This is a genomic window from Holospora curviuscula, assembly GCF_002930195.1.
Taxonomy (GTDB): Bacteria; Pseudomonadota; Alphaproteobacteria; order Holosporales; family Holosporaceae; genus Holospora; species Holospora curviuscula.
The window spans coordinates 1-23,564 of record NZ_PHHC01000083.1 but is presented as its reverse complement, the minus strand read 5'-3'; the positions used below and the strand labels follow the sequence as shown (position 1 = coordinate 23,564).

The 23,564-nt window shown below is 36.6% G+C and carries 16 protein-coding genes, 1 tRNA gene and 2 pseudogenes; 15 read left to right on the top strand and 4 right to left on the bottom strand.

All coding sequences use genetic code 11. The annotated features are described in order from the left end of the window. Positions 1 to 1,080 precede the first annotated feature (1,080 nt). The 3 genes from HCUR_RS03980 (at position 1,081) to HCUR_RS03970 (ending at position 3,876) form a co-directional block, all read left to right on the top strand. A tRNA-Ser gene (locus HCUR_RS03980) sits at positions 1,081 to 1,167 on the top strand. Positions 1,168 to 1,368: 201 nt separating this feature from the next. Next, on the top strand, positions 1,369 to 3,339 hold the full coding sequence (locus tag HCUR_RS03975; protein ID WP_104206857.1) for a TolC family protein: 1,971 nt from the start codon (positions 1,369 to 1,371) through the stop codon (positions 3,337 to 3,339). Beyond that, positions 3,340 to 3,876 carry a hypothetical protein gene (locus HCUR_RS03970; protein ID WP_104206856.1) on the top strand — a complete coding sequence of 179 codons (537 nt, stop codon included), beginning with the start codon at positions 3,340 to 3,342 and terminating at the stop codon, positions 3,874 to 3,876. 704 nt (positions 3,877 to 4,580) lie between these two features. Here HCUR_RS03970 and HCUR_RS03965 read toward each other — a convergent pair. Next, positions 4,581 to 5,438, bottom strand: a complete 858-nt coding sequence (locus tag HCUR_RS03965) for a glycine--tRNA ligase subunit alpha (protein ID WP_243397266.1) — start codon at positions 5,436 to 5,438, stop codon at positions 4,581 to 4,583. Between the two features lie 1,867 nt (positions 5,439 to 7,305). Here HCUR_RS03965 and HCUR_RS09140 point away from each other — a divergent pair. The 3 genes and pseudogenes from HCUR_RS09140 to HCUR_RS10205 all read left to right on the top strand — a co-directional run bounded on the left by HCUR_RS09140 (position 7,306) and on the right by HCUR_RS10205 (position 10,119). Further along, complete coding sequence (locus HCUR_RS09140) at positions 7,306 to 7,482, top strand: hypothetical protein (protein ID WP_207760910.1); 177 nt, start codon at positions 7,306 to 7,308, stop codon at positions 7,480 to 7,482. Positions 7,483 to 8,217: 735 nt separating this feature from the next. Then, entirely contained in the window at positions 8,218 to 9,165 is a 948-nt protein-coding gene (locus HCUR_RS03960) for an L-threonylcarbamoyladenylate synthase (protein ID WP_104206854.1), read from the top strand. A gap of 200 nt (positions 9,166 to 9,365) precedes the next feature. After that, positions 9,366 to 10,119, top strand: a pseudogene (locus HCUR_RS10205) (IS5 family transposase). Between the two features lie 43 nt (positions 10,120 to 10,162). Here HCUR_RS10205 and HCUR_RS10200 read toward each other — a convergent pair. Then, positions 10,163 to 10,342: pseudogene (locus HCUR_RS10200) on the bottom strand (transposase); the annotation flags it as partial. A gap of 933 nt (positions 10,343 to 11,275) precedes the next feature. On the opposite strand from HCUR_RS10200, the gene HCUR_RS03945 reads away from it, so the two are divergent. The 8 genes from HCUR_RS03945 (at position 11,276) to HCUR_RS03915 (ending at position 19,284) form a co-directional block, all read left to right on the top strand. After that, positions 11,276 to 12,625: a proton-conducting transporter transmembrane domain-containing protein gene (locus HCUR_RS03945; protein WP_104206852.1), complete on the top strand. Its 1,350-nt coding sequence runs from the start codon at positions 11,276 to 11,278 to the stop codon at positions 12,623 to 12,625. 4 nt (positions 12,626 to 12,629) lie between these two features. After that, positions 12,630 to 14,897 carry a DUF2309 domain-containing protein gene (locus HCUR_RS03940; RefSeq protein ID WP_104206851.1) on the top strand — a complete coding sequence of 756 codons (2,268 nt, stop codon included), beginning with the start codon at positions 12,630 to 12,632 and terminating at the stop codon, positions 14,895 to 14,897. A gap of 183 nt (positions 14,898 to 15,080) precedes the next feature. Continuing rightward, on the top strand, positions 15,081 to 15,821 hold the full coding sequence (locus HCUR_RS03935; protein WP_104206850.1) for a ubiquinone/menaquinone biosynthesis methyltransferase: 741 nt from the start codon (positions 15,081 to 15,083) through the stop codon (positions 15,819 to 15,821). Then, on the top strand, positions 15,812 to 17,071 hold the full coding sequence (locus HCUR_RS03930; protein ID WP_104206849.1) for an MFS transporter: 1,260 nt from the start codon (positions 15,812 to 15,814) through the stop codon (positions 17,069 to 17,071). The genes HCUR_RS03935 and HCUR_RS03930 overlap by 10 nt, the downstream gene beginning before the upstream one ends. 347 nt (positions 17,072 to 17,418) lie before the next feature. Further along, on the top strand, positions 17,419 to 17,547 hold the full coding sequence (locus tag HCUR_RS09835) for a hypothetical protein (RefSeq protein WP_279337454.1): 129 nt from the start codon (positions 17,419 to 17,421) through the stop codon (positions 17,545 to 17,547). Positions 17,548 to 18,114: 567 nt separating this feature from the next. Next, positions 18,115 to 18,324, top strand: coding sequence for a hypothetical protein (locus tag HCUR_RS10195; protein WP_129591905.1), 210 nt, complete (start codon positions 18,115 to 18,117; stop codon positions 18,322 to 18,324). Between the two features lie 303 nt (positions 18,325 to 18,627). Then, on the top strand, positions 18,628 to 18,792 hold the full coding sequence (locus HCUR_RS10190) for a transposase (RefSeq protein ID WP_104206847.1): 165 nt from the start codon (positions 18,628 to 18,630) through the stop codon (positions 18,790 to 18,792). Positions 18,793 to 19,071: 279 nt separating this feature from the next. Further along, positions 19,072 to 19,284, top strand: coding sequence for an amidase family protein (locus HCUR_RS03915; protein WP_104206846.1), 213 nt, complete (start codon positions 19,072 to 19,074; stop codon positions 19,282 to 19,284). Between the two features lie 279 nt (positions 19,285 to 19,563). Here HCUR_RS03915 and HCUR_RS03910 read toward each other — a convergent pair whose 3' ends face one another. Next, a complete protein-coding gene (locus tag HCUR_RS03910; protein ID WP_129591901.1) occupies positions 19,564 to 20,226 on the bottom strand; it encodes a hypothetical protein in 663 nt (220 codons plus the stop codon). A gap of 178 nt (positions 20,227 to 20,404) precedes the next feature. Further along, positions 20,405 to 20,851: a hypothetical protein gene (locus HCUR_RS03905; RefSeq protein ID WP_104206844.1), complete on the bottom strand. Its 447-nt coding sequence runs from the start codon at positions 20,849 to 20,851 to the stop codon at positions 20,405 to 20,407. Positions 20,852 to 21,060: 209 nt separating this feature from the next. On the opposite strand from HCUR_RS03905, the gene HCUR_RS03900 reads away from it, so the two are divergent. Continuing rightward, positions 21,061 to 22,704, top strand: coding sequence for a CTP synthase (locus HCUR_RS03900; RefSeq protein WP_104206843.1), 1,644 nt, complete (start codon positions 21,061 to 21,063; stop codon positions 22,702 to 22,704). The last annotated feature ends 860 nt before the right edge of the window (positions 22,705 to 23,564 follow it).

Sequence of the window (23,564 nt, the reverse complement as noted above, 5' to 3'; positions counted from 1 at the left end):
TCCAAAATTTACTTTTCTCAAAAAAAATAAACTACCTGGGTTATTTTTGTACCTTTTGTAATGTCACACCCAATACTCTCAAAAAAATTCCTGGGTTATTTTTGTACTTTTTGTAATGTCACACCCAATACTCTCAAAAAAATTTTTGGACGTCTTGTAACGTTTGTATACAACACCCTCTTAGGAACTGACTTTTAAGGTTTTCCATACTTTTTTCACTTTTTTATCTAACGTTCAATCTTTCATCTTAAATTTGATTTTTACGTAAAAAGTCTATTTCTTGGAAGATTTCTCTGGTATCCAAAGCTCCCATTGACTTTAGATAAATTGTAGTGGGATGGAGGGCTTTTAGTATTGTGATCTACCCTCGAGCGCTGAACGTTTTGAGAAAGCAATAACGGAAGCAGGTTAAATAAAGGCTGAAACCATATCACAGCTCACTTGTTTAATATTTTCACTGTTTTTCCCATGACCTTCAAGATCGTCAACACATTCAGCCACTGTCTAACTGTCTTTGCCTTTAGTTGTATGCTTATAATCCTGTAAAGTTACAGCTTTTATTCTATAATACTCAAGAATTTTTCTAGAATCACCTTATCTTACCCCCACCAGGCTTTATACGAAAAAGCCTTGGGTGCAAATAGCACTTATGTTCAAAAGATAGTTCTCATGACTCCAGTATCATAGGCTTTGCAGTGGCTTCTCTTATCAGTATCTTCATTTCTATATTCAAAGCTTGATTTTTGTTTACCATGCTGACCTAAGCTTAGGGCAGCAGTCAACCCCTATCCTAATGGTATCATTAATTTCCTGATATTTAATATCTAAACTATTTTTACATTACCCAATGATTATTTTAAGCGTCTTTAAAATACAGTATCACGACGTAATCAGACAAAATGTGTGTTTGCTATATCACTAAATGATGTAAAAATAATAAAAACTTAAATATTTTAGAAAAATTTTTATTTAACACTGCTCAAAAAAATGGATATCCTCTTTCTTAAACAGTATAAAAAAATAAAACTGCGGAAAAAAATCTTACGCTACAAGCAAAAATATGATAGAGTAAAAATCTCAGGAAAGATGCCAGAGCGGTTGAATGGGGCGGTCTCGAAAACCGTTGTAGACAAGCGTCTACCGAGGGTTCGAATCCCTCTCTTTCCGCAAAAACAAAAATTTTAATGTATACCCACAATCTATAGACTCCATTGATTGGAATACACGGTTTGTGCATAGGGGAGTTCTTCGAGAAGCGGTATTTATGCACTATTAAAACATAGGTGTTAAATTAGGATGGAATATGTGTAGACAAAAGTATGATTTTTCTGTAGGGTGATGAAAGGATTAAACAGTTAATAAATCTAAATGAAGTTTGAGAACAAAAATTTTTTGAATATAGAGCTTATCAACTCAGTGCTCTATTTATTAGGGGTAATGCACTGCAGCATAGGCTATAGTGTAGAAAATGCCCAAAAAAAGGAGGTCTTGGGGAAATATGAGAATTCGAATCCTGAAAATAGTGCATCTTTGGTGAAAGATTTATCGTCGGAACCGTTTCCCCCTTACAGCTCTGGATTCCCAAATCTTAATTTAGAGATGACAGATGGCCCAAAAGAGAGAAAAATTCCCTGGGCTTCCATGGAACGGACAGAAGCGGTATCAGAACCTATGCGCCGTGGAGGATTAAGAGCACAGCTATTAGAATTGGTTAAGCAACGAAAAATTTCTCCCAGTCTCATGGAAGAGTTAAAAACTTCTTTTGGAAAAGATCTTCCAGAAGAGTTGCGTAATTTGCTCAAAGATCCTTCCTTTACTGCGCTCCTCCCTAATGTACGTCCTGCGCACAGCTTTATTACTCCCGCACCGCCATCGTTAACGAGAATAACTAAAGAGAGCGCACTTCGGCCTGTGGGGAACTTAACTGATGCGTTTTCGGCAGCCTATTATTTTAATCCGGAATTAGAAGCAGCTCGTAAAAAAATTAATCTTGCGGTAAATAATCTAGCAAAAGCTTTTTCTGCCATACGGCCTGGCATTTCTTTGAATTTAGGTCACAATCAGTCTGGCAGTTTTCAAGGGCAAAAGGGAAATAATCCTTTGGCACGGGATTCAGATGGATTACCTGTTATGGATTTGAAAAATAGACAGCGTGCTTGGGAAAATCAAGCAACAATTTTGGCAAAACAAACTTTGTTTGCCAGCGGTGGAATTTTAGCGAATATTATGAAAGCAAAAGCAGATTTTTTTGCATCTTGCTGGGAGTACACGGCTACAGAACAAAATATATTAATTAAAGTTTTAGAGGCATTCTTAGACTATTTGTTAGCAGATGAATTATTGCGTATGGAGGAATTAAACGCTGCAACATTGCATATGTTGTTTAAAGCGAGCAGCATAGGATTTTCCGCCGGCATTGAAAAAGCTGGAGATCGAAGCCTTGCAGCGGGCCAAGCCTTGATGCAAGGTGATGTAAAAGTTATTGAAGCACGAAAAGCTAGAGATAGTAGTCGTGTAAAATTTCAAGCCCTTATTGGTGCTCCAGTAGATATATTGGATCAGTTAATTATGCCTGCTGAATTTAAATTTTTACCCAAAAATGTGAAAATTTTAAAAAAATTGATATTGAAAAGTAACCCTTCCATCCAAGCAAGTTCTATGGTCTTGGTAGGAAAAAAGCATGAAGTGAGTGTTGCAGTGGCGGGGTTTTTACCCAAGATTGAATTAGAAGCTTCAATTAGTCGTAGAATGAATGATCGGGTTCAGAGCATTATTCCGGGACGCTTATCAAACCAAGATATTACACACAGCAATAATGCGCAATTTGGAGTAGGGCTTACAATGCCTATTTATGATCGTGGTCTTACGCATGCCAATTTTCGTACTGTAGAACAGGAAGTAAAAATTGCGCGATTGACGCTTGAGCAGAGTAAGCGTACTGCTTTATGGGAGGGAGTTCAGCAATGGAATCTTTTTTCTGCTGCGTTAGTCAATAGAAGTCTCACTTTTCGAGCCATGCTTTTTTATACACAAGCTCTTCTTAATGCGCAAAAAGAATATGATGCAGGAGTTCTTCCCATTGTCGACTTTACTCGAATCCAGGATTCTTGGATTAATGCATGTCGCAGCTGGATTATGCAACGCTTCGCAGTGGTAAAAGCCTCGGTTTCGGTTGCGGGATATTTGGGGCGTATAACAGCAAAATACTTGAAGTTGCCCGTTGCACTTTTTAATCCTAAGAAGTACTATGAACAGTACGCAAGTAACTGGGTGGGATTAGGACCAGATGAAGAAGAAAGTGCTTTATTTGATCAGGACCCGTTAAAAAGGAAAGAGTAGATGCAAGAAAAAACGAGAAATTCTCCCGAAAATGAGTCTATTGACGAAATTTTGGAATCTATTAAAGGATTAGTCTACCCTGTGATTGATTTAAATCGCCCTCTCAAAGAAGAATCAACAGAGTTGAGTGGGCAACCAGAACAGCTCTCTAGTCCAGGTCTTGCTTCAGAAGAATTTTTCCCGCACAAAAATTCTTCTGCGGCTCAAGCGATCTCTTCATTTATTCACAGCGTTCGAAGAGAAAAACAGGAAGAGCAGTCTATACCCGAAGTCAAGAAAGAGCTCCTAAAAAATGCTTCTTTAGAAACATTTTTAACAGAGGTCGTGCAAAATGCATTAACCCCCCATATTCGGTCTATTTTAGAACGAGAAATACAAAACTTTTTAAATGTAGAAGGAAAAAACCTAATGGACTCTTTAGTAGCTCAGTGGTTCGAACTGCACGGAAGAGAGATGATTTGTGTTTGGTTAGAAAAACATGCTCCTACGCTCGTAGTACGATGTGTAGAAGTTTACCTTCAAAAACTTTCTAGGTAGTTTAGATGATGGATACAAAATTTTTTTGTGTTCATCTGTCTCAAAGAGTGCATTGGAATTAAAAAATCTTAGAAGATTCCTTCTAGGTAGATTAGGGAAAAAGCTATTACACTGAACGCTGGGGGCTGAAGAAAAAAAGTGAAAAGTGTTTGGATAAAAAGAGTAGTAAATATTGCGAAAGAACGAATATTATAACAGGTTTAGTAAATAATCAATTCATAGTTTCAAGAGTATTTAAAAAATTTTACAACGCTGGACGTTTTAATCACTGGGTAAAACGGTGCTTTGATCAAAACACTAAAAAGAAACATACTTTTTGTAGCGGATAATATTTTTTTCCATCAATTATTGAATCTATTTTTTGAGGATAATTTTTTATCCCCTTGCCCACTAGATTTTAATCCTGTAAAAGAAGTTCTAGACTAATGTTAAACAATGGATCAAAAATAAAATTACTAAGTTTATACATCTTGACAATACTTTAAAAGTTTTTTTCTCTACCGAGTGCATTATGATTTAATATACCATGAAACATAGAGAATTTGGTATTATTACAAGTACTTTTTTATCTTATCAGTGATCTTATAACGTTTTCTTTAAAGAGGAAAAGTCTCCAAAATTTCACAGTGTATAAAAAACTTTATCTTAAACTGAAGTTTAGCTATTAAAAAATATTTTCTTTTTCTCATAATTTTTATAATAAGCTAGATTGATTGTTGCTCTATCCAGGCAGTACAACAAGCATGAACTAACTCTCTAATTTTTAAAATATAATGTCCTTTTTGTACAGCACTTAAAGTACCCGAAGCCTCTAACATATTAAACAGATGGCTTCCTTCTACACATAATTCGTAAGCGGGAAGTAGCATTCCAGAAGTCAATACACACGCTGCTTGCTCTAAAGCGTAATGAAACGCCTCACTTAATTGAGAAGAAGAAGTATATTCAAAATAATAGCGAGAAAACATTTTTTCTTGAGCCAAAAAAAGATCTTTGTAGGTCACTAAAAAAGGATCTGTGTTCCAAATAAGATCAAATACGTTTCGTTTGTTTTGCTGAATCATCGCGATCCTTTCCATACCATAAGCCAATTCCACACTGGTAGGATTGCATTCATAGCCTCCAATTTTTTGAAAATAAGTAAATTGAAGTATTTCCATTCCATTTAGCCATACTTCCCAGCCTAACCCTTGAGCACCTAACGTGGGACTTTCCCAATTATCCTCCACAAAGCGTATATCAGAACCATGAACAGAAATTCCTATAGTTACAAAGCTTTCCATCATCCAACGCTTCACATCTTTTGGCACTGGCTTCAACAAGACTTGAAATTGGTGAAATTTTTGTAAACGATTAGGATTGTCTCCGAATCGCCCATCTCCAGGACGACGACAGGCCTGCATAAACGCAGCACGCCAAGGTTTTGGACCCAATGCAGGAAATATAGTTTCTGGATGAAACGTGGCAGCGCCCACTGGCATATCATAGGGTTGCACCAAACAACACCCTTTATTATGCCAAAAGTGTTGTAATCTTAAGTATAAATCTTGAAAACTGTGCACAATGTTTGAATTACTTTACCTTAATTTTTATTATCTAATGTTGGAGACATAAAGTCAATGTGCATAAAAAACAGTTAGAGTGTAATTAAAAAAATCTAAACAGAAAAAAATTTCTTTAAAAGATGCCTATTATTCCACATTAATTATCCTGTAGAAAAGAAATTGGAGTCAGGACATACCGTTCATCACCATTACGACACTGTCTCAGTTAATTTTTCCTAGAGGCAGCGCAATGACGCTGATGGAGATAAAGTGTTGAGAATAGATACATCTTTCTTGAAAATCTTTTAAAAGGCGCTTGGCCCTATTCAGTCAAGCTAGTGTTCGCCCAAACATAACCGTTGAGTTGAAGCAAAACCTGCGCTGAGATTTTCCTTGAGAATTCTATCCCAAACAACCTCTTTAAACAATCTAAGTCAGCTCGTACTGTTTCCAGAAGTCTTTTTTACCTTAAAACGATATTCACCACCTCAGTCTCGTTTTTCGCAAGTGAGCAATCGCTGAATACACAAGGAATTGGTGAATACTGTATTTTTTTACTTTTTTATTTAACTTTTAAATTTTTATATTAATTTTATTAATACCCAGTAAGCTTATTTTTTTAAATCTTTGTTATATAAACGCTTTGTTATTTTCTTTTTTATAGCACTACATTTTTACACTTAATTCAATATTATTTACTATAGCCTTACGATTTAAGCAAATCTCGAAAAATTCTAAATATCCTTGATAGTTGCTTGGCACTTGTTTTTTTTCCTCAGTGCACTAAAAAAGCTAAAATCTGATATCTTTTTCGTAAGACCAGAGTCACAGAACTACTTAGCTATCTTGTAAATATGTTACTATTCCATAAATTGTAATACAGGCTCTTGCACAAGCGCTCACTCTCATACCATTTAGAATGGTTCTGAGACACAATACTTACACTTCATCTTTTATTGCAGAAAAATCAAACCATTATTTGCACTTCCTAAATTAATAATCTAGATTAACCCGACTTTCTAAACTCACTAACGTTACTTGACCAAGCCGTAGCTTTTTTCTCTTATTCTTTGCCTTAAAGTAGTATTCGCAATATTACAGTATATCCCTAAACTAATTTAATAAGTATACTCTTGCGTTTTAAGTAGAAACCAGGAATAGCACTGTAAAAGATGGGTAGTGAAGACATGGTATGAAAAAAATTAGAGAGGCTTTTACCCCCATACGTACAACAGTTAGTCGTGTTTCTAAAGATACTTTACTTTTCATAAAAGCTGTATGCCGAATAATTCTCGCGGGGAGCACTTTGGCGCGATTTGCTACTAGAATAGGCACCATGAAAACCGTTTATAATGTCTACAATGATTAGTGTAAAACAGAAGCATTGGATAACATACTTATGATCTTAAAAGAAATGGCCATCATCAACGGCATATGATAGACAAAAAACATTCGAAATCACCAATATGTAGCGGAGGCCATAGATGGTCAAAAAGCTCAAAGCTTTGGAGGGTTAGGCATGAAAATACATCACAAAGTTGACTCTTTGAGAATGCCACTTTGTTTAAAATGAGTAGGTAGAGCAAAACACGAACCACAACAAGCAATGCCATTTATTGCTTCTGATGATTGCCAATACTGGTTGGCCAACAAGGCATAGAACGATAGTGAGCTAAAAAATTTTTGTCAGATCATGAAATTACTACTGTTATTCCTAGAAAAAATAATCGATAGTAAGTTAGCTTAATAATAAAATTATATTTATTATAATTAAAAAAAATTACAAAATAGAATAGAGACAGTAAGAAAACAATACAGTCTAGATCTAAATTAAAGCGTAATAGAATACATAAAACTAGGTCCTAATGAAAAGAAAAGGGCAACAATGGGTATGGTGAGTAAAAATAGCGAAAGTGGAGAGTGTATACGGTACGAAAAAGAAAGCACTATCAAGCCGAAGATCAACCATGGGCAAAAATTTCTGTGCTATTTAACACAAGCAATTACTTCTGTCTATAGAAATCTTAAAAAATTAGGGTTTGCCCAGAGTGGAGGCTTGTGAAGAAATAACTATCAAGAAGCAATCAATGATATAGCGCCTGAAAATCTTGTATAGAGTGACGAGAGTAGTGCTGATATAGCGGTTTTCAAAGATAAAGCATGAGGAAAAAAAGCGGAAAGTCCTTAAGTAAGAAGTGTGGTCACTATTCCAAAAGAAGTCATAGAATCGCTAGAATCCTCAATCGATCGCTCCCGTGGGTTTTAATGGTTCTTACAATACGAATTTTTTTAATTATTGTAGAAAACAGTATTGAATCAAAGCGCTAAAATTCAGTCTAATTATGCATCATGTATCATTCTATAACGCTTATAAGATTAAAAGTATTGATAGAATCGGTTGACTTTGGGCTAGTGTGTTGCCACTACAGTCTCCCGACCTGCCCCCCTTGAGACAGTTTTGGCTACTATGAAAGGATGGATTAAGCTTAGCATTACTCACTGTACGCAATTGATATAAGGCCTTGCTTCAATTCTTTCAAATCCCATATTCAAGCTCAATTACTATATCATATCAATGAATGCGTTTTTTAATATGTGATAATTTAAATGCTTTTTGCCTAAACTCAATCTCTGTAAAAGCGCACAAAATTAAAATGAGCATTGGTAGTGTTTATCTGATGACTCTATCTAGGGATTTATAAAATATGGTATAATTTTTTAATTTTAGATATATTTTAAAGCGTCAGTGGTTAAGAAAAGTTTTTTTATTTCTAACACACTCTTAAGGTAACAGAACATGTATCGTTTTTTAACACTTTCGGAAGCTGTATTTTGGTTAAAAGAAGATGAGATTGTAGGACTTCCCACAGAAACCGTGTATGGATTGGCAGGACGAGCAGAAAGTGTTATAGCAGTAGAAAAAATTTACACCGCCAAGAAACGCTCTCTCTCTAATCCTTTAATTGTACATTATTCTAGTGTGGAGTTAGCTTTAAAGAACGGAATATTTTGTGAACAAGGAAAAGAGCTGGTAACTCAAATTTGGCCAGGCCCTCTCACCGTTATTGTTCCAAAATCTTCCAACTCTAAAGTTGTATCCCAGGCACACTGCGGACTTCCCAGCATTGCGTTGCGTGTTCCTCATCACCCCGTGATGCACACTTTATTGGTACAGGTAGGACCTTTGGCTGCTCCAAGCGCCAACCCCTCAGGGAATTTAAGTCCTACCACTGCGGAACATGTACATCTGGGATTTTCAGGGAAAATACCAGTGCTAGACGCAGGCCCCTGTACAATAGGTGTGGAATCCACAATTATCGATTTAAGACAAGTGCCTTTTTCTATTGTGCGCCCGGGATACTGGACACTAGAACGCCTGGAAGCGCGCTTTCCTAAGATTACATTTCAGGAAGCATCATCCTTAGATATTACCACACCGGGATCATTGTTAAAGCACTACGCTCCAAAAAAGTCTTTGTTCTTAAATATAACGCCTCCCTTTGAAGCAACTATGGGCATTATAGGATTTGGTCCCGGCTACCAAAATATTCCAAAAAGACAATTTGTGCAGCTCAGTGAGACTCAGAACATGGAAGAAGTAGCCCGAAATATATTTTCTGCTCTGCATTACTTAGATCATAGATCTCCTTGTGCGTCCATTGGCGTCGTTCCTATTCCAGAGTATGGGATAGGAAAAGCTGTGAATGATCGTTTAGCAAAAGCTGCGCTGAAGATTCATGTTTAATATTAGAGTGTATGCTTAAGGAACACATTATTTTCCGAACAGAGCGCCCCCCCTTTTACCCTGCACTCTAGGCAAAAATGTGCCTGAGGTACAAGATGCCCACAATAACTTTTTTTTACGCTAGCGATGAAAAATGATTTTGAATGCGTTGATGTATAGGGTGTGTCGACATTTATAATTAAGTGTTGTAAGATTAAGGATTGCAAGGGATACAAGACGACCAATGGGAAGGAATAAAAGAAAGTTCACCTGGGAAAGAAGGGGATTCCGGACGTACTGGTAATCGATAACCGGAAATTTATCAATGCCGTGATGTGGATTGCCCGCAAGGGTGCAGCGTGGCGTGCCTTGCCAGAATCTTACGGAAAAATGCTCGAGGGTTCATTAACGGTTGATAAGATAGTCCAAAGTCAGTGTGTGGAAAATAATTTTCAATACCCTTGCAGTAGATACTGATACGGAATAGATCATGGAGTGATTCCACAATCATGCGCGCCCATCAACACGCCGTGAGCGCCAGAAAAAATAGACTCAATAGTACCCAAGAACAAGCGCTGGGGCGCTCAGCAGGCGGTTTTAGCACGTAGATCCACGCTGCCATGAGATGCTTTAGACACCCCCATCAAATTCATTCTATCGCCTGTTCAGTGCTCTAATTATACAAAAGCTCTTGATTTAATGAAGAATTTTGACTTTAAAACGCTATTGGCGGATAAAGGCTACGATGCAGATGATATTGTCCATTATGCTGAAACATTATATTGGCAGAAATAAAGCCGTCATACCCCCAGGATTCATGAGAAAAATCTAGTCGAGCGAATGGTCAACACGTTAACCTATTTCAGGCGCGTTGCACTCAGAGATGACACACTTGCACACGCTTTTCTTTTTCTTCCTGCATTTTGCTCCATCACTCATAATTCTAAAGTAACCTTAAATGTCGACACGCCCTAGTCATCAATTCTTATTTTAGAAAAAAATCAAAAAAAATTTATGTTTATCCGAGCCAATAATCTAAACTATAGGAATCTAGCCTGAAAGTAAAATTTTTAAAAAATTGAAGTAAGGTCTTAGAGGATTCAGTACAGTGAGTAATAGTACGCTTGATCCATGATTTCATAGTAAGCCAAAATCTCTCAATGGGGTTTAGGTTGGGAGAATATGATGGTAAGAACGCTCGCTCACAGCCAACTCATTCAATCCAATGCTTTTGTCTTATAAACGTCATGGAATGAGGTAGGATCCACAATCAGACTGGGTTTTAGCGCTTTGATACAACACTGTTTTCCCCAATGATTAAAAAAAGCCGTATTGCAAAAAACCGTATTTCAAAAACCATTAAAACCCCATGGAAGAGATCGATTGATTATTCTAGCGATACTATGGGTTTTTTTGGAATGGTGACCACGCTTCCTAGCTAAGCACTTTTCGCTTTTTTGCCCGATGCTCTTATCTTTGCAACCCCCTATATCAGCACCACTTTCCTCACTCTATACAAGACGTTCAGGAGCTATATCGTTGATTGTTTTTTGATAGTTATTTCTTCACACGTTTCCCAAAAAGTAAAGAGTTTTATCGCTAAAGCTTAAGTTTTAAGTCTTCTATAGACAGAAATAATGCTTGGGTTAAACAGTACAGCGATGTCTTGCTCATGTTTTAGCTTGATTGTTTTCAAGCTGATTTGGATCCATTTTTGCTTTTCTGCCTAATCGTACTTTAGGCTTGATAACTATTTCTTGTTCCTAGCGTATCAACCCTCTACTTGCGCTATTTTTACTCACCATAACCATTGTTGCGTTCTTCTTTTCATTATAACCTAATGACTATGTATTCTATTGCACTTTCCTTGAGGTCTAGGCTGTACTTTCTGCTTTTCATTTTCTTTCAATGGTAACAAATATAATCCCATTTTTAAGCTAAATTACTATATCTAATAAAGTCGTGAAAATATAGAAAAAAGAGCATTGCAATACCGTGAGCTCTAGTGGCATAATACCCTCAAGTACAGTTCATTTAAAAGTATAAAACAACACTAAATATACTCAATAATATAAAGAAACAATGTATCAAGTCCTTAAAAAATTTTTAAAATAATGATGGAGAAAATTTAATGTCGATCACAGACGTTTTTAGTTTATTTCACGTAGATATACTTTCCATTGTTATGATTTCTTTGGTTAGTTTTATGGGCACCATCGTAGGAATTTTTTCTAAAAATTACATGAAAGGAGACGCGCTTTATTATCGTTTCTTTTTGAACATTTTTTTATTAATATTTTCTGTTATATTTATGACAATTTCAGATAATATATTAATTTTTTTAATCTCATGGGTCTGCTGTAACATACTGATGACACAACTCATGATACATAAAGCCACCTGGAAAGCTGCCAAAGCATCTGGAACGCTTGCGTTTCGAAATTTTACTTTAGGATTTGTATTTATTGTCCTAGCTTTTTTTCTGCTATATAGAGCCACAGGGAGTTTTTCTATTCAATACATTGTACACCACTCAAATGACTCTTTCTATGAAATCGCAGCGTTAGGTATGCTATTAATGAGTGCTATGACCCAATCTGCCATTTGGCCTTTTCATCTTTGGTTAACAAGCTCTCTTAATTCTCCCACCCCAGTATCGGCAATTATGCATGCTGGAATTGTCAACGGAGGAGGGTTTTTATTGGTACGCTTTGCTCCACTTTACTTTAGTACTCCAAAAATTTTAGATGTTATTTTTATCGCAGGTCTCGTGAGTGCACTGCTAGGATCGGTGTGGAAGTTAATGCAGTATGACGTAAAGCGTATGCTGGCATGCTCTACTATGGGGCAAATGGGCTTTATGTTAGTTCAATGCGGGCTAGGATTATTTGGCGCCGCCTTGGCCCATCTGTGTTGGCATGGGATGTTCAAGGCATATTTATTTCTCGCTTCTGGAGGATCAGCGCAAGAAACAAGACTGGATTTAGGGTATCCTCCTAACCTAGTCTGTTTTTTTTGCGCTCTTCTTTGTGGTGCATGGGGAAGCTATGTTTTTTCTATTATCAATCATCATCAATGGCTTCCTTTAGATACAACACTAATTCCTGTGGGTATTGTTTTTATTACTGGTGCCCAATTGGCACTCATGATCCTTCGCAGTAGACCTATTAAACGGTTTTTACTGGGGATGACTTTGACTACAGTTGTGGCAGTACTTTATGGAACGAATGTGTATGTATTTGATCTAATTTTATCTCCATTACGCCTTATGCAACCTAACCCTCTTCATCCCTTTCATATCAGTCTTTTGATAATCATGACACTGTCCTGGGGATTTATTTTGTTCGTAAGATACTCAAACACCCAATCTGAATTGCCTTGTTGGGTGTTGAATATCTATGTTAAAATGCTTAATACCAGTCAACCTCACCCCTCTACAGTGACTACACACCATAATGGATACGATTTAGGGAGAATATAAAATTATGATCTTTCCCCCGAATAAACAAGATCAAGAAATTGTTATAAATAGTGAAAAAATTGCAAGAATTAATAATGCTTTAGATTTGGTAAAAGAAAGTTGGAATGTTATTGCTCCGTTTTGGCCTTTAAAAAATTTAGTCGCAGTGAATCCCCTTAAAGGGTTGGAAGCGTTACCTATTGAACAAGCGATTCTGGAAGGTGGAGTGCTTTTTCAGCACAACGAATTACCTTCTCCTATGGCCTCGATTAATAGGCAAACCATTAAATGGTTGCAAGCCTTTTTTGATGAAGCACAAGCCACGATAGGAATGCCCCTTCGTACCCAGGGACTTTATAAAGCATGGAAAAAACTTGCCTATTTTGACACTCAAATTCATGGTGGAAATGTAAAAAAAAAACAATGGTTATTGGAGCTATCTAACACTCCAGAAGTAGCAGTGGAGGAGTGTCTTTTGAGGCTTAAGATCCCTAAAAAAGATCATGGTCTCTTTTTGACTTTAATCTTGACGACCCTACCTGGATGGGCAGCACATATTAAATATCGCACTCATTGGACAAAAGATAACCCTTCCCATCCTCATAGTGTTTCAGAGATAGAGTATACAGCGATGCGACTGATCATTACAAATCTTCTTTGGGAAAGGGCGCGGGATTTACTGGAGTGGCATAAAACGCTAAGGAAACTTCATCAAAAAAAAATTAGTCCTATGACCGCAATACATCATGCTGAAGCTGACTATCTTTTACCGCTTTTAAATATGCTGTCACTACAGGCAGGTACCTACCCCTCCAAACAAGCTATTTCTTCAGATGCACAAGTTATTTTTTGTATAGACGTTCGATCAGAACCTTTCAGAAGAGCATTAGAGCAAACAGGAAATTATGAGACTTTTGGATTTTCAGGATTTTTTGGGCTGCCTGTTCGTATCCAAAATACCATCACAGAAGAAATATATTCTTCTTGTCCGGTTCTACTGAGCCCAAAATATACAGTAAAGGAGGTGTCCTCTTGCTCTTCTGCATCCTGTATTCAAGATCATAAACACTATCAAAGATTAACGATACTTAAAACGCTTTATCAATCCCTGAAATACAATTTTACTACTTCTTTTGCCGTTGTGGAGTTGCTGGGTTTTATAACAGCCTTTTGGATGACATTAAAAACTTTAGCACCCACATTTGCAACAAAATTCTATAACTTCTTAATTGAAAAGATTTCTCCAAAAGCTATTATTACCCCTGTATTCGAAAGTATTTCCTTCAAAGATCAATGTGAGGACGCAGAATCTGTGCTCCGAACACTGGGACTTACAAAAAATTTTTCACCTGTAGTAGTATTGTGCGGCCATGGAAGCACTACCCATAATAATGCTTATGCTACACTCTTAGACTGTGGTGCTTGCGGGGGGCGTCATGGAGGAAATAATGCGCGGATTTTAGCCAAAATTTTGAATAGTGAGCCTGTACGACACTATCTTTCTGAGGTAGGTATTGCAATTCCGCAGTCTACTTATTTTATGGCGGCAGAGCATAATACCACGAGAGATGAGGTAGAGATTTATGACACAGATACCTATAACGATTCTCTTAAAAAAACAATTCAAATATTAAAAAAGGATCTTAAAAAAGCAGGAGAAATAAATAGTCAAATAAGATGCAAGAGTATGAATTTTCACGGAAATAAAGATATAAGTACAAAACATACACAACGTCGCAGTACGGATTGGGCCCAAGTTCGTCCTGAGTGGGGACTAGCAGGAAATTCCTCTTTTATTGTAGCGCCTCGGGAGCTTACTAAAAATATCGACCTTAAAGGTCGTGCTTTTCTTCATTCTTATGACTATCTTCAAGATCCTCAGGGTACCTTTTTAGGGATGATTTTGACGGCCCCTATGGTGGTGGCACAATGGATTAATAGCCAGTACCTTTTTTCTACGTTGGATAATGTAGCCTACGGTTCTGGCAGTAAAATTACCCACAACGTTACTGGAAAAATTGGTATTATGCAAGGTAATGCAAGTGATTTAATGATCGGATTACCTCTTCAATCCGTTTATAAAACTGACACAGAGATGTATCACACTCCTGTAAGACTCATGACAATTATTTATGCACCCTGGAGATTAGTCGATAAAATTATTGAAACCCACACTATACTTCAAACATTGTTTCGTAATGGTTGGGTAAGGGTTACGTGTATTGATCCAGACAATACGGATCATCATTATTTTTTGCATCGAGATTTAACATGGAAAAGAGAAGTAGAATAAAAATGCGCTTATACTAAAAAATTTTTATAGTCCTACACTGCTTAAAAAAGATTGGTACATAAGCATTTTCAATTTTTATAATTGATAACCACTCAGTAAACAATTTTTTTAGGGTTTTTAGTGCTCCTTGATCAAACAGGGTATCTTTGGTAAAATATTTCCAAAAGTATTAAGATAAATAGTGTGCATTCTACATCCTCCCTATTTGATCGCATTGCCCCTGTTTATGATCAAATGAACAAGATTATGAGTCTAGGCCAAGATGATTATTGGAGAAAAACGCTTGTTTCTCATATTCCTTGGAGTAAATATTCAAATTTTTCTATCATTGATATGGCTTGTGGTACTGGCGCTATGACAGAAGCGGTACTAGAACAGACAGAAATGCATACCCGATCTTGCAATTTTTGGATGATCGATCCCAGTAAAGAAATGTTGAATCGCGCTAAGCAAAGAAACTATAACAGAACATCCTTTGCAGAAATAAATTTTGTGCAAGCATACGCAGAGTGTGTGAGACTCCCCTCTGAAATAGCTCAGGTTTATGTGTGTGCATTTGGATTACGTAACATGAAAAGCCGTACGCTTGCGTTAAAAGAAGCATTTCGTCTTTTAACTCCGGAGGGAAGTTTATTGATCCTCGAATTTTCTTTTGAGGTATTGCCATCGCTCGCTTGGGCTTATCGTTATTATTTACTTCATGGTATTCCTTTTTTGGGTCGATGGCTTGCAGGAGATGCAGAAGCGTATGAATATTTATCAAACAGTATTTATGAATTTCCACCCCCCTCTGTAATTTTAGATGAATGTTCTCAAGCAGGCTTTCAAAACTCCCAGTGTATTCCTCTATGTTCTGGTATTGTTCAATTATATTCTGCGCAACGACCTAAAAACTTTGGCCAAATCGAGGCAACATGTTATTAAAATATATAAAATCCAAAAATATCAGTAGGCGTGAAATTCAGGGATTACTGACCTTGGGCCTTCTAGGGGTTCTAGGCGGAATATTAAATAAGGTTGTGCGTACTTGGCCAAGGCTTTGGGGAAACGACTTAGGCTTGTCCATTCGAACTTTTGATATTTTAGCACTCCTAGGAATAGGATACAGTATAAAAATACTTTGGGGACCAATTTTTTCTTTGAAATTACCAAAATGGATTCCTTTTAGTCCTCGAAGATTTTGGTTGTCTATGCATCTTATTGCCTTTAGCATCCTGTTCACGATTGTAAGTTTTTGTACGGTTTTTTCTGGAACAACATTTTTTTTGTGTACTGCGCTTTTATTCATGTTGGATGGAAATTATTCTATGTTAGTGATAGCCTGCCAAAAAGATACAATTTTTGGAAGTTTTCGAGGACTCCCTGAAAGTTTTTGTTTAAACGGTTACCGAGCGGGAATGACGATGGCAGTTTCTGGTGCTTTATTTTTTTCTGAATGCGCCTGGAGCTGGCCTCTCTTGTATCACTGTTTAGCGGGAGGATGCATGGTAATGGCATTAAGTATTTTGTTTTTATCAGGATTTAATTCTTTAGATCTCGCACCCATTCAAACATTTAAAGGAATAAATTATAATTTTTTATCTCCTATTAAAGAATTATTTCAACGTCCTCAAATTCGTAAAATCTTTCTCGTTGTAATGTTGTACCGGGTGGGAGATCATTTATGGACCCCAAATCAGGAATTATTTTTTTTGCATATGGGGTTTTCCAAGCAACAGTATAGTATGCAGGATGTTTGGAATTTTTGGGGGAGCTCTCTAGGAATTTTTATTTCTGGGTACTGCATTCAAAAATTTTCTGTATTTCGTGTTATGCGATGGGGATTAATGGGTCAAATGATAGTATTTTCAGGGTTATTTGTGAGTAGTTTTGGCGCATCTTTTGAGGTCTTGTCCTGTTTATGTATATTGCAAAGAGTCCTTCTTAATTTTTCACTAACTAGCATATTTGCATTTCAAATCATGACGGTAAATTTGGGCCAGGCTGTAACTCAGCTAAGTATTTTTACAGCACTGGCTCATATTAATTCCCAGTTGGTGAGTTCGTGTTCAGGATGGCTTATCATGCACTTTGGGTGGAGCGGAATGATTTTAGTAAGTACGCTGGCATGCGTTCCCGCATTATTGTGTATGCTCTATGTAGCAAAAGACAACTGTTTTTCCTCCACTCCATAAAGCTAGGCATGTACTCATAGTCAGTGAGCTTGAAAACAGTACTCTAGTTGTGCTAATTGTAGGAACGCAACAAAAACACAATAGAGATGCCAAGAAGCCTCTATACCCTAGATTTAAAAAAAGAAGAAGAGAATACATAAAATTGGGTAATGAGCAAAATAAAAGCAAAAAAATAGTTATGGTGATTAAAAGTAGCGTAAGTAGAGAGTGGACAAAGTAAAAAAAAGAAGAAGTCATTCAGAACCAGTCACGTAAACAGGTGAAATAGCGGGAATAAAGTATAGGATTGACATCAAAGAGAGGTGAGAAATGTCAAAAAGCTATACAAGTGATCTAAAAGACGAAGGGTGGAAAGTAAGCAAGCCCGCCGGCTAAAGATACTAGGCGGGTATGGAACGGCAGAGTTTATAGCGCAAAAAACGGCTGATTTTGGAGAAATCTCCCTAAAGAGTTTAGGTCATGGAAGAGAGTATTGAATGACTTTAATAGGCTAAAGCATAAAGAGATGATTCAAGCATTAATGAATAAACCCAGAGAGATCCTCAGAATGAAGAGAAGGAACCAGCAAAGTCCTAGCATAGGAATCGTCGATGTCCAGAGCCTGAACCTAAGCGCTTTTAAACAATGCAGAGATGGAGGCAAGAAAGTTGCAGGTAAGCAACATCTAGGGGGTAGGCACCTTGGGCTATAGGCTAAGCACCGCGCTAGGCTTCATGATAGCACGTGTGCCAAAAAAGTATTATTTGGGTTAAGAGAAAAATTTCCAAGGCTGGTGAACATTTTAGCGCATCAAGGATATCTACACCAGTGGATTGATCTTCATACACAAGAAGTTTTCCTTAGCATTGTACAACATGCAGAGTACACTAAGGGGGTTGCGGTCTAGTAATGGCAGTAGCTTATAGAACCTTCATTTTCTTGGTTAGATCATTTTAGAAGGCAATCCAAAGATTATAAAAGGTTTACTTCATCAGCCAAAGCGTTTATTCCACTCGCTTTCACTAGAATAGTGCTCAATAGGTTAAAAAAATGGTTTAGGTAACCTGTTTCTAAGCCCTAAAAGACAATTAGCCAGAAAAGAAAAAATAGCTCCAAAGCAGTTAAAAATATGTGTTGAAAATAATAAAGCTAAAATATGCGAAGAGATCGCTAGACTATTTAACCCACGCATTGCTTTTGTCTATAAAAGGCTTAAAAAGTTAGGCTTTAGCGATAAAAAATCTTTACCTCTGGGGAGACTTTTGAAGAAATAAATATCAAGAAACAATACAGCGCGTGAAAGTCTTGTATAGAGGAACAAGAGTAGTATAGAGAGGATTACTTGCCAAGACAGAAGCTAGGGTAAGAGAAGTAAAAAACTGGTTGGTAAGAAGGGTGATGCATATTCCAAAGAAAGCTATAGGATAGCTGGAATAATAAATCCCTAGCTTTCATGGTTTTTAATGGCTCTTGTAGTAGGGATCTTGTTAATCATTGCGTAGAACATTGTTTACTCAAAGCGCTAAAACCCTGATGATAGATTATGCCTCATTCCACAGATCTCATAAGAGAAAAAATTGATAAAATCGCTTGAGTGTAGGGTGATTTTTTTGCCACTCTATTCACTAGATCTGAATCCGATAGAAAAATTCTGGGCCAATATAAAGCGATGGATTAGACAACAAATTACGCTATGCCAAAGCTTATATCAGACTATGAGTGCGTTTTTTAATATATTATAATTTAACTATTTTTAGTATAATCATAACAATTTTTAAATCTAGTAGAATCCGCTTTTAAGATTAACGATGCCAGCAATAATTTTGAACTTAATATTCTGCTTTTTTCCTTTGCTTCTGTAGCGTTGGGCTAGGACTTGTAAAAACTTTGAGGTGGAAAAATCCAAGTTAACTTTTGACCCGTATTGGCGATAAGTGCTCTGTTGCATCGGGCTCTAAGGGCTTGTTTTTGATTGTTTTAAAGAGCAGCCCTATGGTTGGGGGTGTATTGTGTAATGCTTGATGCCTACAACTTCTACGCCTGCATTTCCGCTGGCTCAGGCCACTAAAGATCCCGTGACCATTTACCGCAATGATATTTTGACTGTTCCTGAAAATATTGAAAATGTCTTCGGAATCTCTATTCCGTGTGGTTTTTCTGAGACGAGGCTCCCGCTTGAGATTCAGATTTTAGCTCCTGCCTTTGAAGATGTACGGCTATTTCAGGTTAGATAGGTGCTAGAGTGCGCCAGTGAAGTTCCCTCCCTTCCCTTTTTGAAATAAGGGAAACGCACTAACTAACGATGGAATCATTTTTTTTAAAAACTCTTTTTTGTCAAGAAGAATTAATTTATTATCTTGATAATGGCTTCATTACTTTTCGTCAATAATATTTTTTATTTGTTTCATGGCCTCTTTAGGACCATAAAATATAGGAATTAAATTTCCGGGATCCAAAGCTTTAGGACAAGTGGCCCAAAATCTTAACTGTCGAGTTTTTTGATTTTTTAATTTTTAGTATAACAATCCGTTGCATTGAACGCTGGATAATACTTCAGAGGCTAAAGGAAATCCAAATTCACTTAGGTCTTTTGTTCCGCCAAACGCGGCACATGAAAAAAGAAATACATCTGCCCATTCTTTTTTAACAAACAACTGGAGTAGTGCAGGTTGATGACCTTTTTTGTGAATGATTTTCTTTAATTGATCAAATTTTTCTTCAACATTATATTTTTGAATTAAAGTATCTTTTATCCTAGAAATATTACTTGCGTTTTTATAAAAATAGAGCGAAGATTCAAAAGGAGCACTTGTATCATCAACGGAGAAACACATAAAATAAGCCTGCGATACTTGATCCGTTTTAAGAAAAAAATTTAATTTTTTAAAATATGAATAAAATTTTTTTGCATCGTCTTTGGGGTTGATGTTTGGATCGTTAAAGAGTTCTTTTGCTCTCAAATAGGTTCCTTCAGGAGTATTATTAATTTTTTTCTCATACAAATTCATGGTATACTGCCATAAAAGATTGTAAGCGCTCCCCCCATGATAAATAAGAAAATACATGCTACACCATGAAATTTCTTTTATCATTAAATTTTGAGGCATTAGTTTTGGAAAAATAGAAAGGTATGTTCCTTTCAGAGATCTAAAATGGCTTTCTCCAATTTTTGCCATCTGGAACAGTGTATTAATTTCAGGTTCTTCCCATGGCTCTAAAGGCACAGGAGTACTGTTTATCTTTTTAAAAATTTTCTCCAGGAGACGGTGGGCTTCTATTTTCTCCAGGATATGGACCTGATAATATTCATCGTATCCTTTAATTAAAAGATTAAAAAAAACATTAAAATTTTTATTATTGCTTTTTTTTCTGCGAAGAATTTGCTAAGACTTTTTTTGTATATTCTACTTCGTCTTTTATATCTCTGCCATCACGAAGATATTCTAATATTTTTTCTAATAATTCTTTAGTGACATCGTGTACCTTTATTTCCTTTCCAAAAACAAGTTCTAACGAAATAGATTTTAATGGTATAAGATGCATTTTTGCTTCAAACCATTCAAAAAGTTCCTGATGGATTCTATGGATTCGATTTAAAAATCTATTAAATAACGATTCTTTTTCTATGGATTTGAATCTTGTTTGAGCATTTTGGATATATTCTTTGAACCATGCTACATCTTCTTTAACAATTTTATCTTTTTTGAATAATTCGGAAATAACTTTCTTATTCATTGCTTTTGCTTTTATCCCACCAATACAGGCAAGAATTAGAAAAAATAGCTTGAAATTTTTAAACATATTTTATTAATTGTTAATTTTTATGACAATATATTAACATTAATTTAATAAAATCTCAATAATGATGATAAGACAAATTTTTGTTTAAATTTTTTTCTTTTTCTCTTGTTTTCAAAAATTTTTTAATAAATCATTACCTATAAACCTTTGTGATGTTGAATACTTGAGAACTTTATGGTACATATATTCAAACTTAAGATGTATATTTGATGAATGCACCTTCTGTAATTTTTGTTATCGGTGGAGTAATGTCTTCTTTAGGAAAAGGCATTGCCACTGCGTCTTTAGGAGCTTTGCTAAAAGCTCGAGGATTTTCCGTATGGTTGCTAAAATTAGATCCTTACTTAAATGTGGATGCAGGAACTTTAAGTCCCACGCAACACGGTGAAACTTTTGTTACCCTTCAAGGGAAAGAAACGGATCTAGACCTAGGACACTACGAACGCTTTACTGGTAACACCAATAGCGGCTGGTATTCTTCAGGAACCTTATATCAAGAATTAATCTCTAAAGAACGCCAAGGAAAATTTCAAGGAAAAACTTTGCAAATTATTCCCCACGTTACAGAGGCTATTAAGGAAAAAATTCTTTCTTGTCCTCCCGGTACGGATTTTATTTTGTGCGAAATTGGCGGAACCGTAGGAGATATTGAAGGACTGTCATTCTTAGAAGCTGCTCGCCAACTAAAAGGAGATTTAGGGCCAAAACGCTGTTTATTTATTCATTTATCATGGATTCCTTATTTAAAGCAAGTGGCAGAGTTAAAAACAAAGCTTGTTCAACATTCCGTAATGGCACTACAACGGGTAGGAATTCAGCCAGATATTATTCTATGCCGCAGCGATCGACATCTCTCGACAACCATTAAACAGAAAATTGCCTTGTTTTGTAATATTTCTCATCGCCACGTGATTGAAGCATTGGACGCACCCATGATCTATGCCGTTCCTCTATTATATCATCAAGCAGGATTAGATGGAGTAGTTATGGAGTATTTTGAACGAGATTCTATATCTCCAGACCTTTCTGCATGGAATACTTTAATTCACACGATGCAATCTTGCCAAAAAAAAGTAAAGATCGGCCTTTTGGGAAAATATACTAAGGGATCTGATGCGTACAAATCAGTAGAGGAAGCATTGCATCACGCTGGCGCTCATCAAGACACGTCTGTAGAAATTTATATGATCGATGCAGAGCATCTAAACTCTGAAAAACAAGCAAAGATCATGCTAGAGGAATGTGATGGAATTATTATTCCTGGAGGCTTTGGTAGCCGCGCCAGCGAAGGCTTAATTCGAGGGATTCATTACGGCCGCAAGGCAAAAATTCCCACCTTTGGAATTTGCTTTGGGATGCAATTGATGGTCATTGAATCGGTACGTTACGAAACCTCTCTTCAAAATGCTACCTCTTCAGAGTTTGAAGATTCCGGAACTCCAGTTGTAGCTATGATGTTTCAATGGATGGAGGGCAACGTATTACGCACCTACCAAAAAAGCCAGGGTATGGGGGGAACTATGCGTCTTGGAGCACAACCGTGTACGCTTACAGAGGGAAGTCTTGCCTATCGTATTTACGGAACCAAAGAAATTATTGAACGACACCGTCATCGCTATGAAATTAATAATCTTTACTTAGATGAAATTCAACGTTCTGGATTAAAAATTGGAGGATGGTCTTGTCACCACCCTTTAATAGAAATGATAGAGCGTCAAGATCACCCTTGGTATATAGGAGTTCAGTTTCATCCTGAATTCGCCTCTCGTCCCTTTGCGCCTCACCCCTTATTTGTAGATTTTTTAAGGGCTGCTCAGGAACTTCAACAGAAGAGGATTGGAAATATTCTGTGATAGAATTCAAGAAGAAAGGTGGAGAGCGCTTGATGAAGCAAGATTTACACTTTTCATGATGGCGACAAGATAACAAAATTTAGTCGCTATAAAGCCCAACATTGGTCCTATGAAGATTATTAATTTTTTAGCGTAACCATCACGAGTATGTGGTACGCAGAGAATTCAGAAAGATGGCATTAAAATATATAATAGAATACGCTTTAAAAACAGCGTATGGATCACACAGGAAAGCTGCGAACAGCGGGATCCACTCTTAATGGGCTTTAAAGTGTCATCGGTAAGAAAAAAGTAAATGACTGAATTGTCTTTAAGGCTCTCATTAAAACTTATTCCCTGAAAAAATTTATCGAGAAACTATGATATTATTATTTTAATATACTGTACTTAAAGTTTTTTTATTATATATAATTTGATACCAGTACACTGTACAATACCCATCCCTTATTGCCTACCCTTGCACGATTATAAAGAATCTATTATTTTTTTTGATTCTACCCCACTTACTTTCTTTTCCACGTAAATAAAATTGTATAGTAAATCATACAGTATTAGGTACGGAAAGGAAGCAGGCAGGGTATATCATTCTGTAATTTTGTCTTTATTGTTTCATAATAGCTCAGAATTTCTCAATAGAGTTTAGGTCGGGCGAATATGACAGAGCCACCTCATAAAAAAATTTTGTTGCAAAATACAGAAAAGTATGTCGTCACTCTAGCCCCCCCCATTTTTCTGAACCGCTTGATTGATTGTCTTGGCATCTGAGCTTGTTCAGAGCTATATGCCTGCTTATTGCCTACCGTGGCGAGCGTTTTCCTTCCGTATTCTCTTTTGATCCTCACCAAATGACCTATCTACTA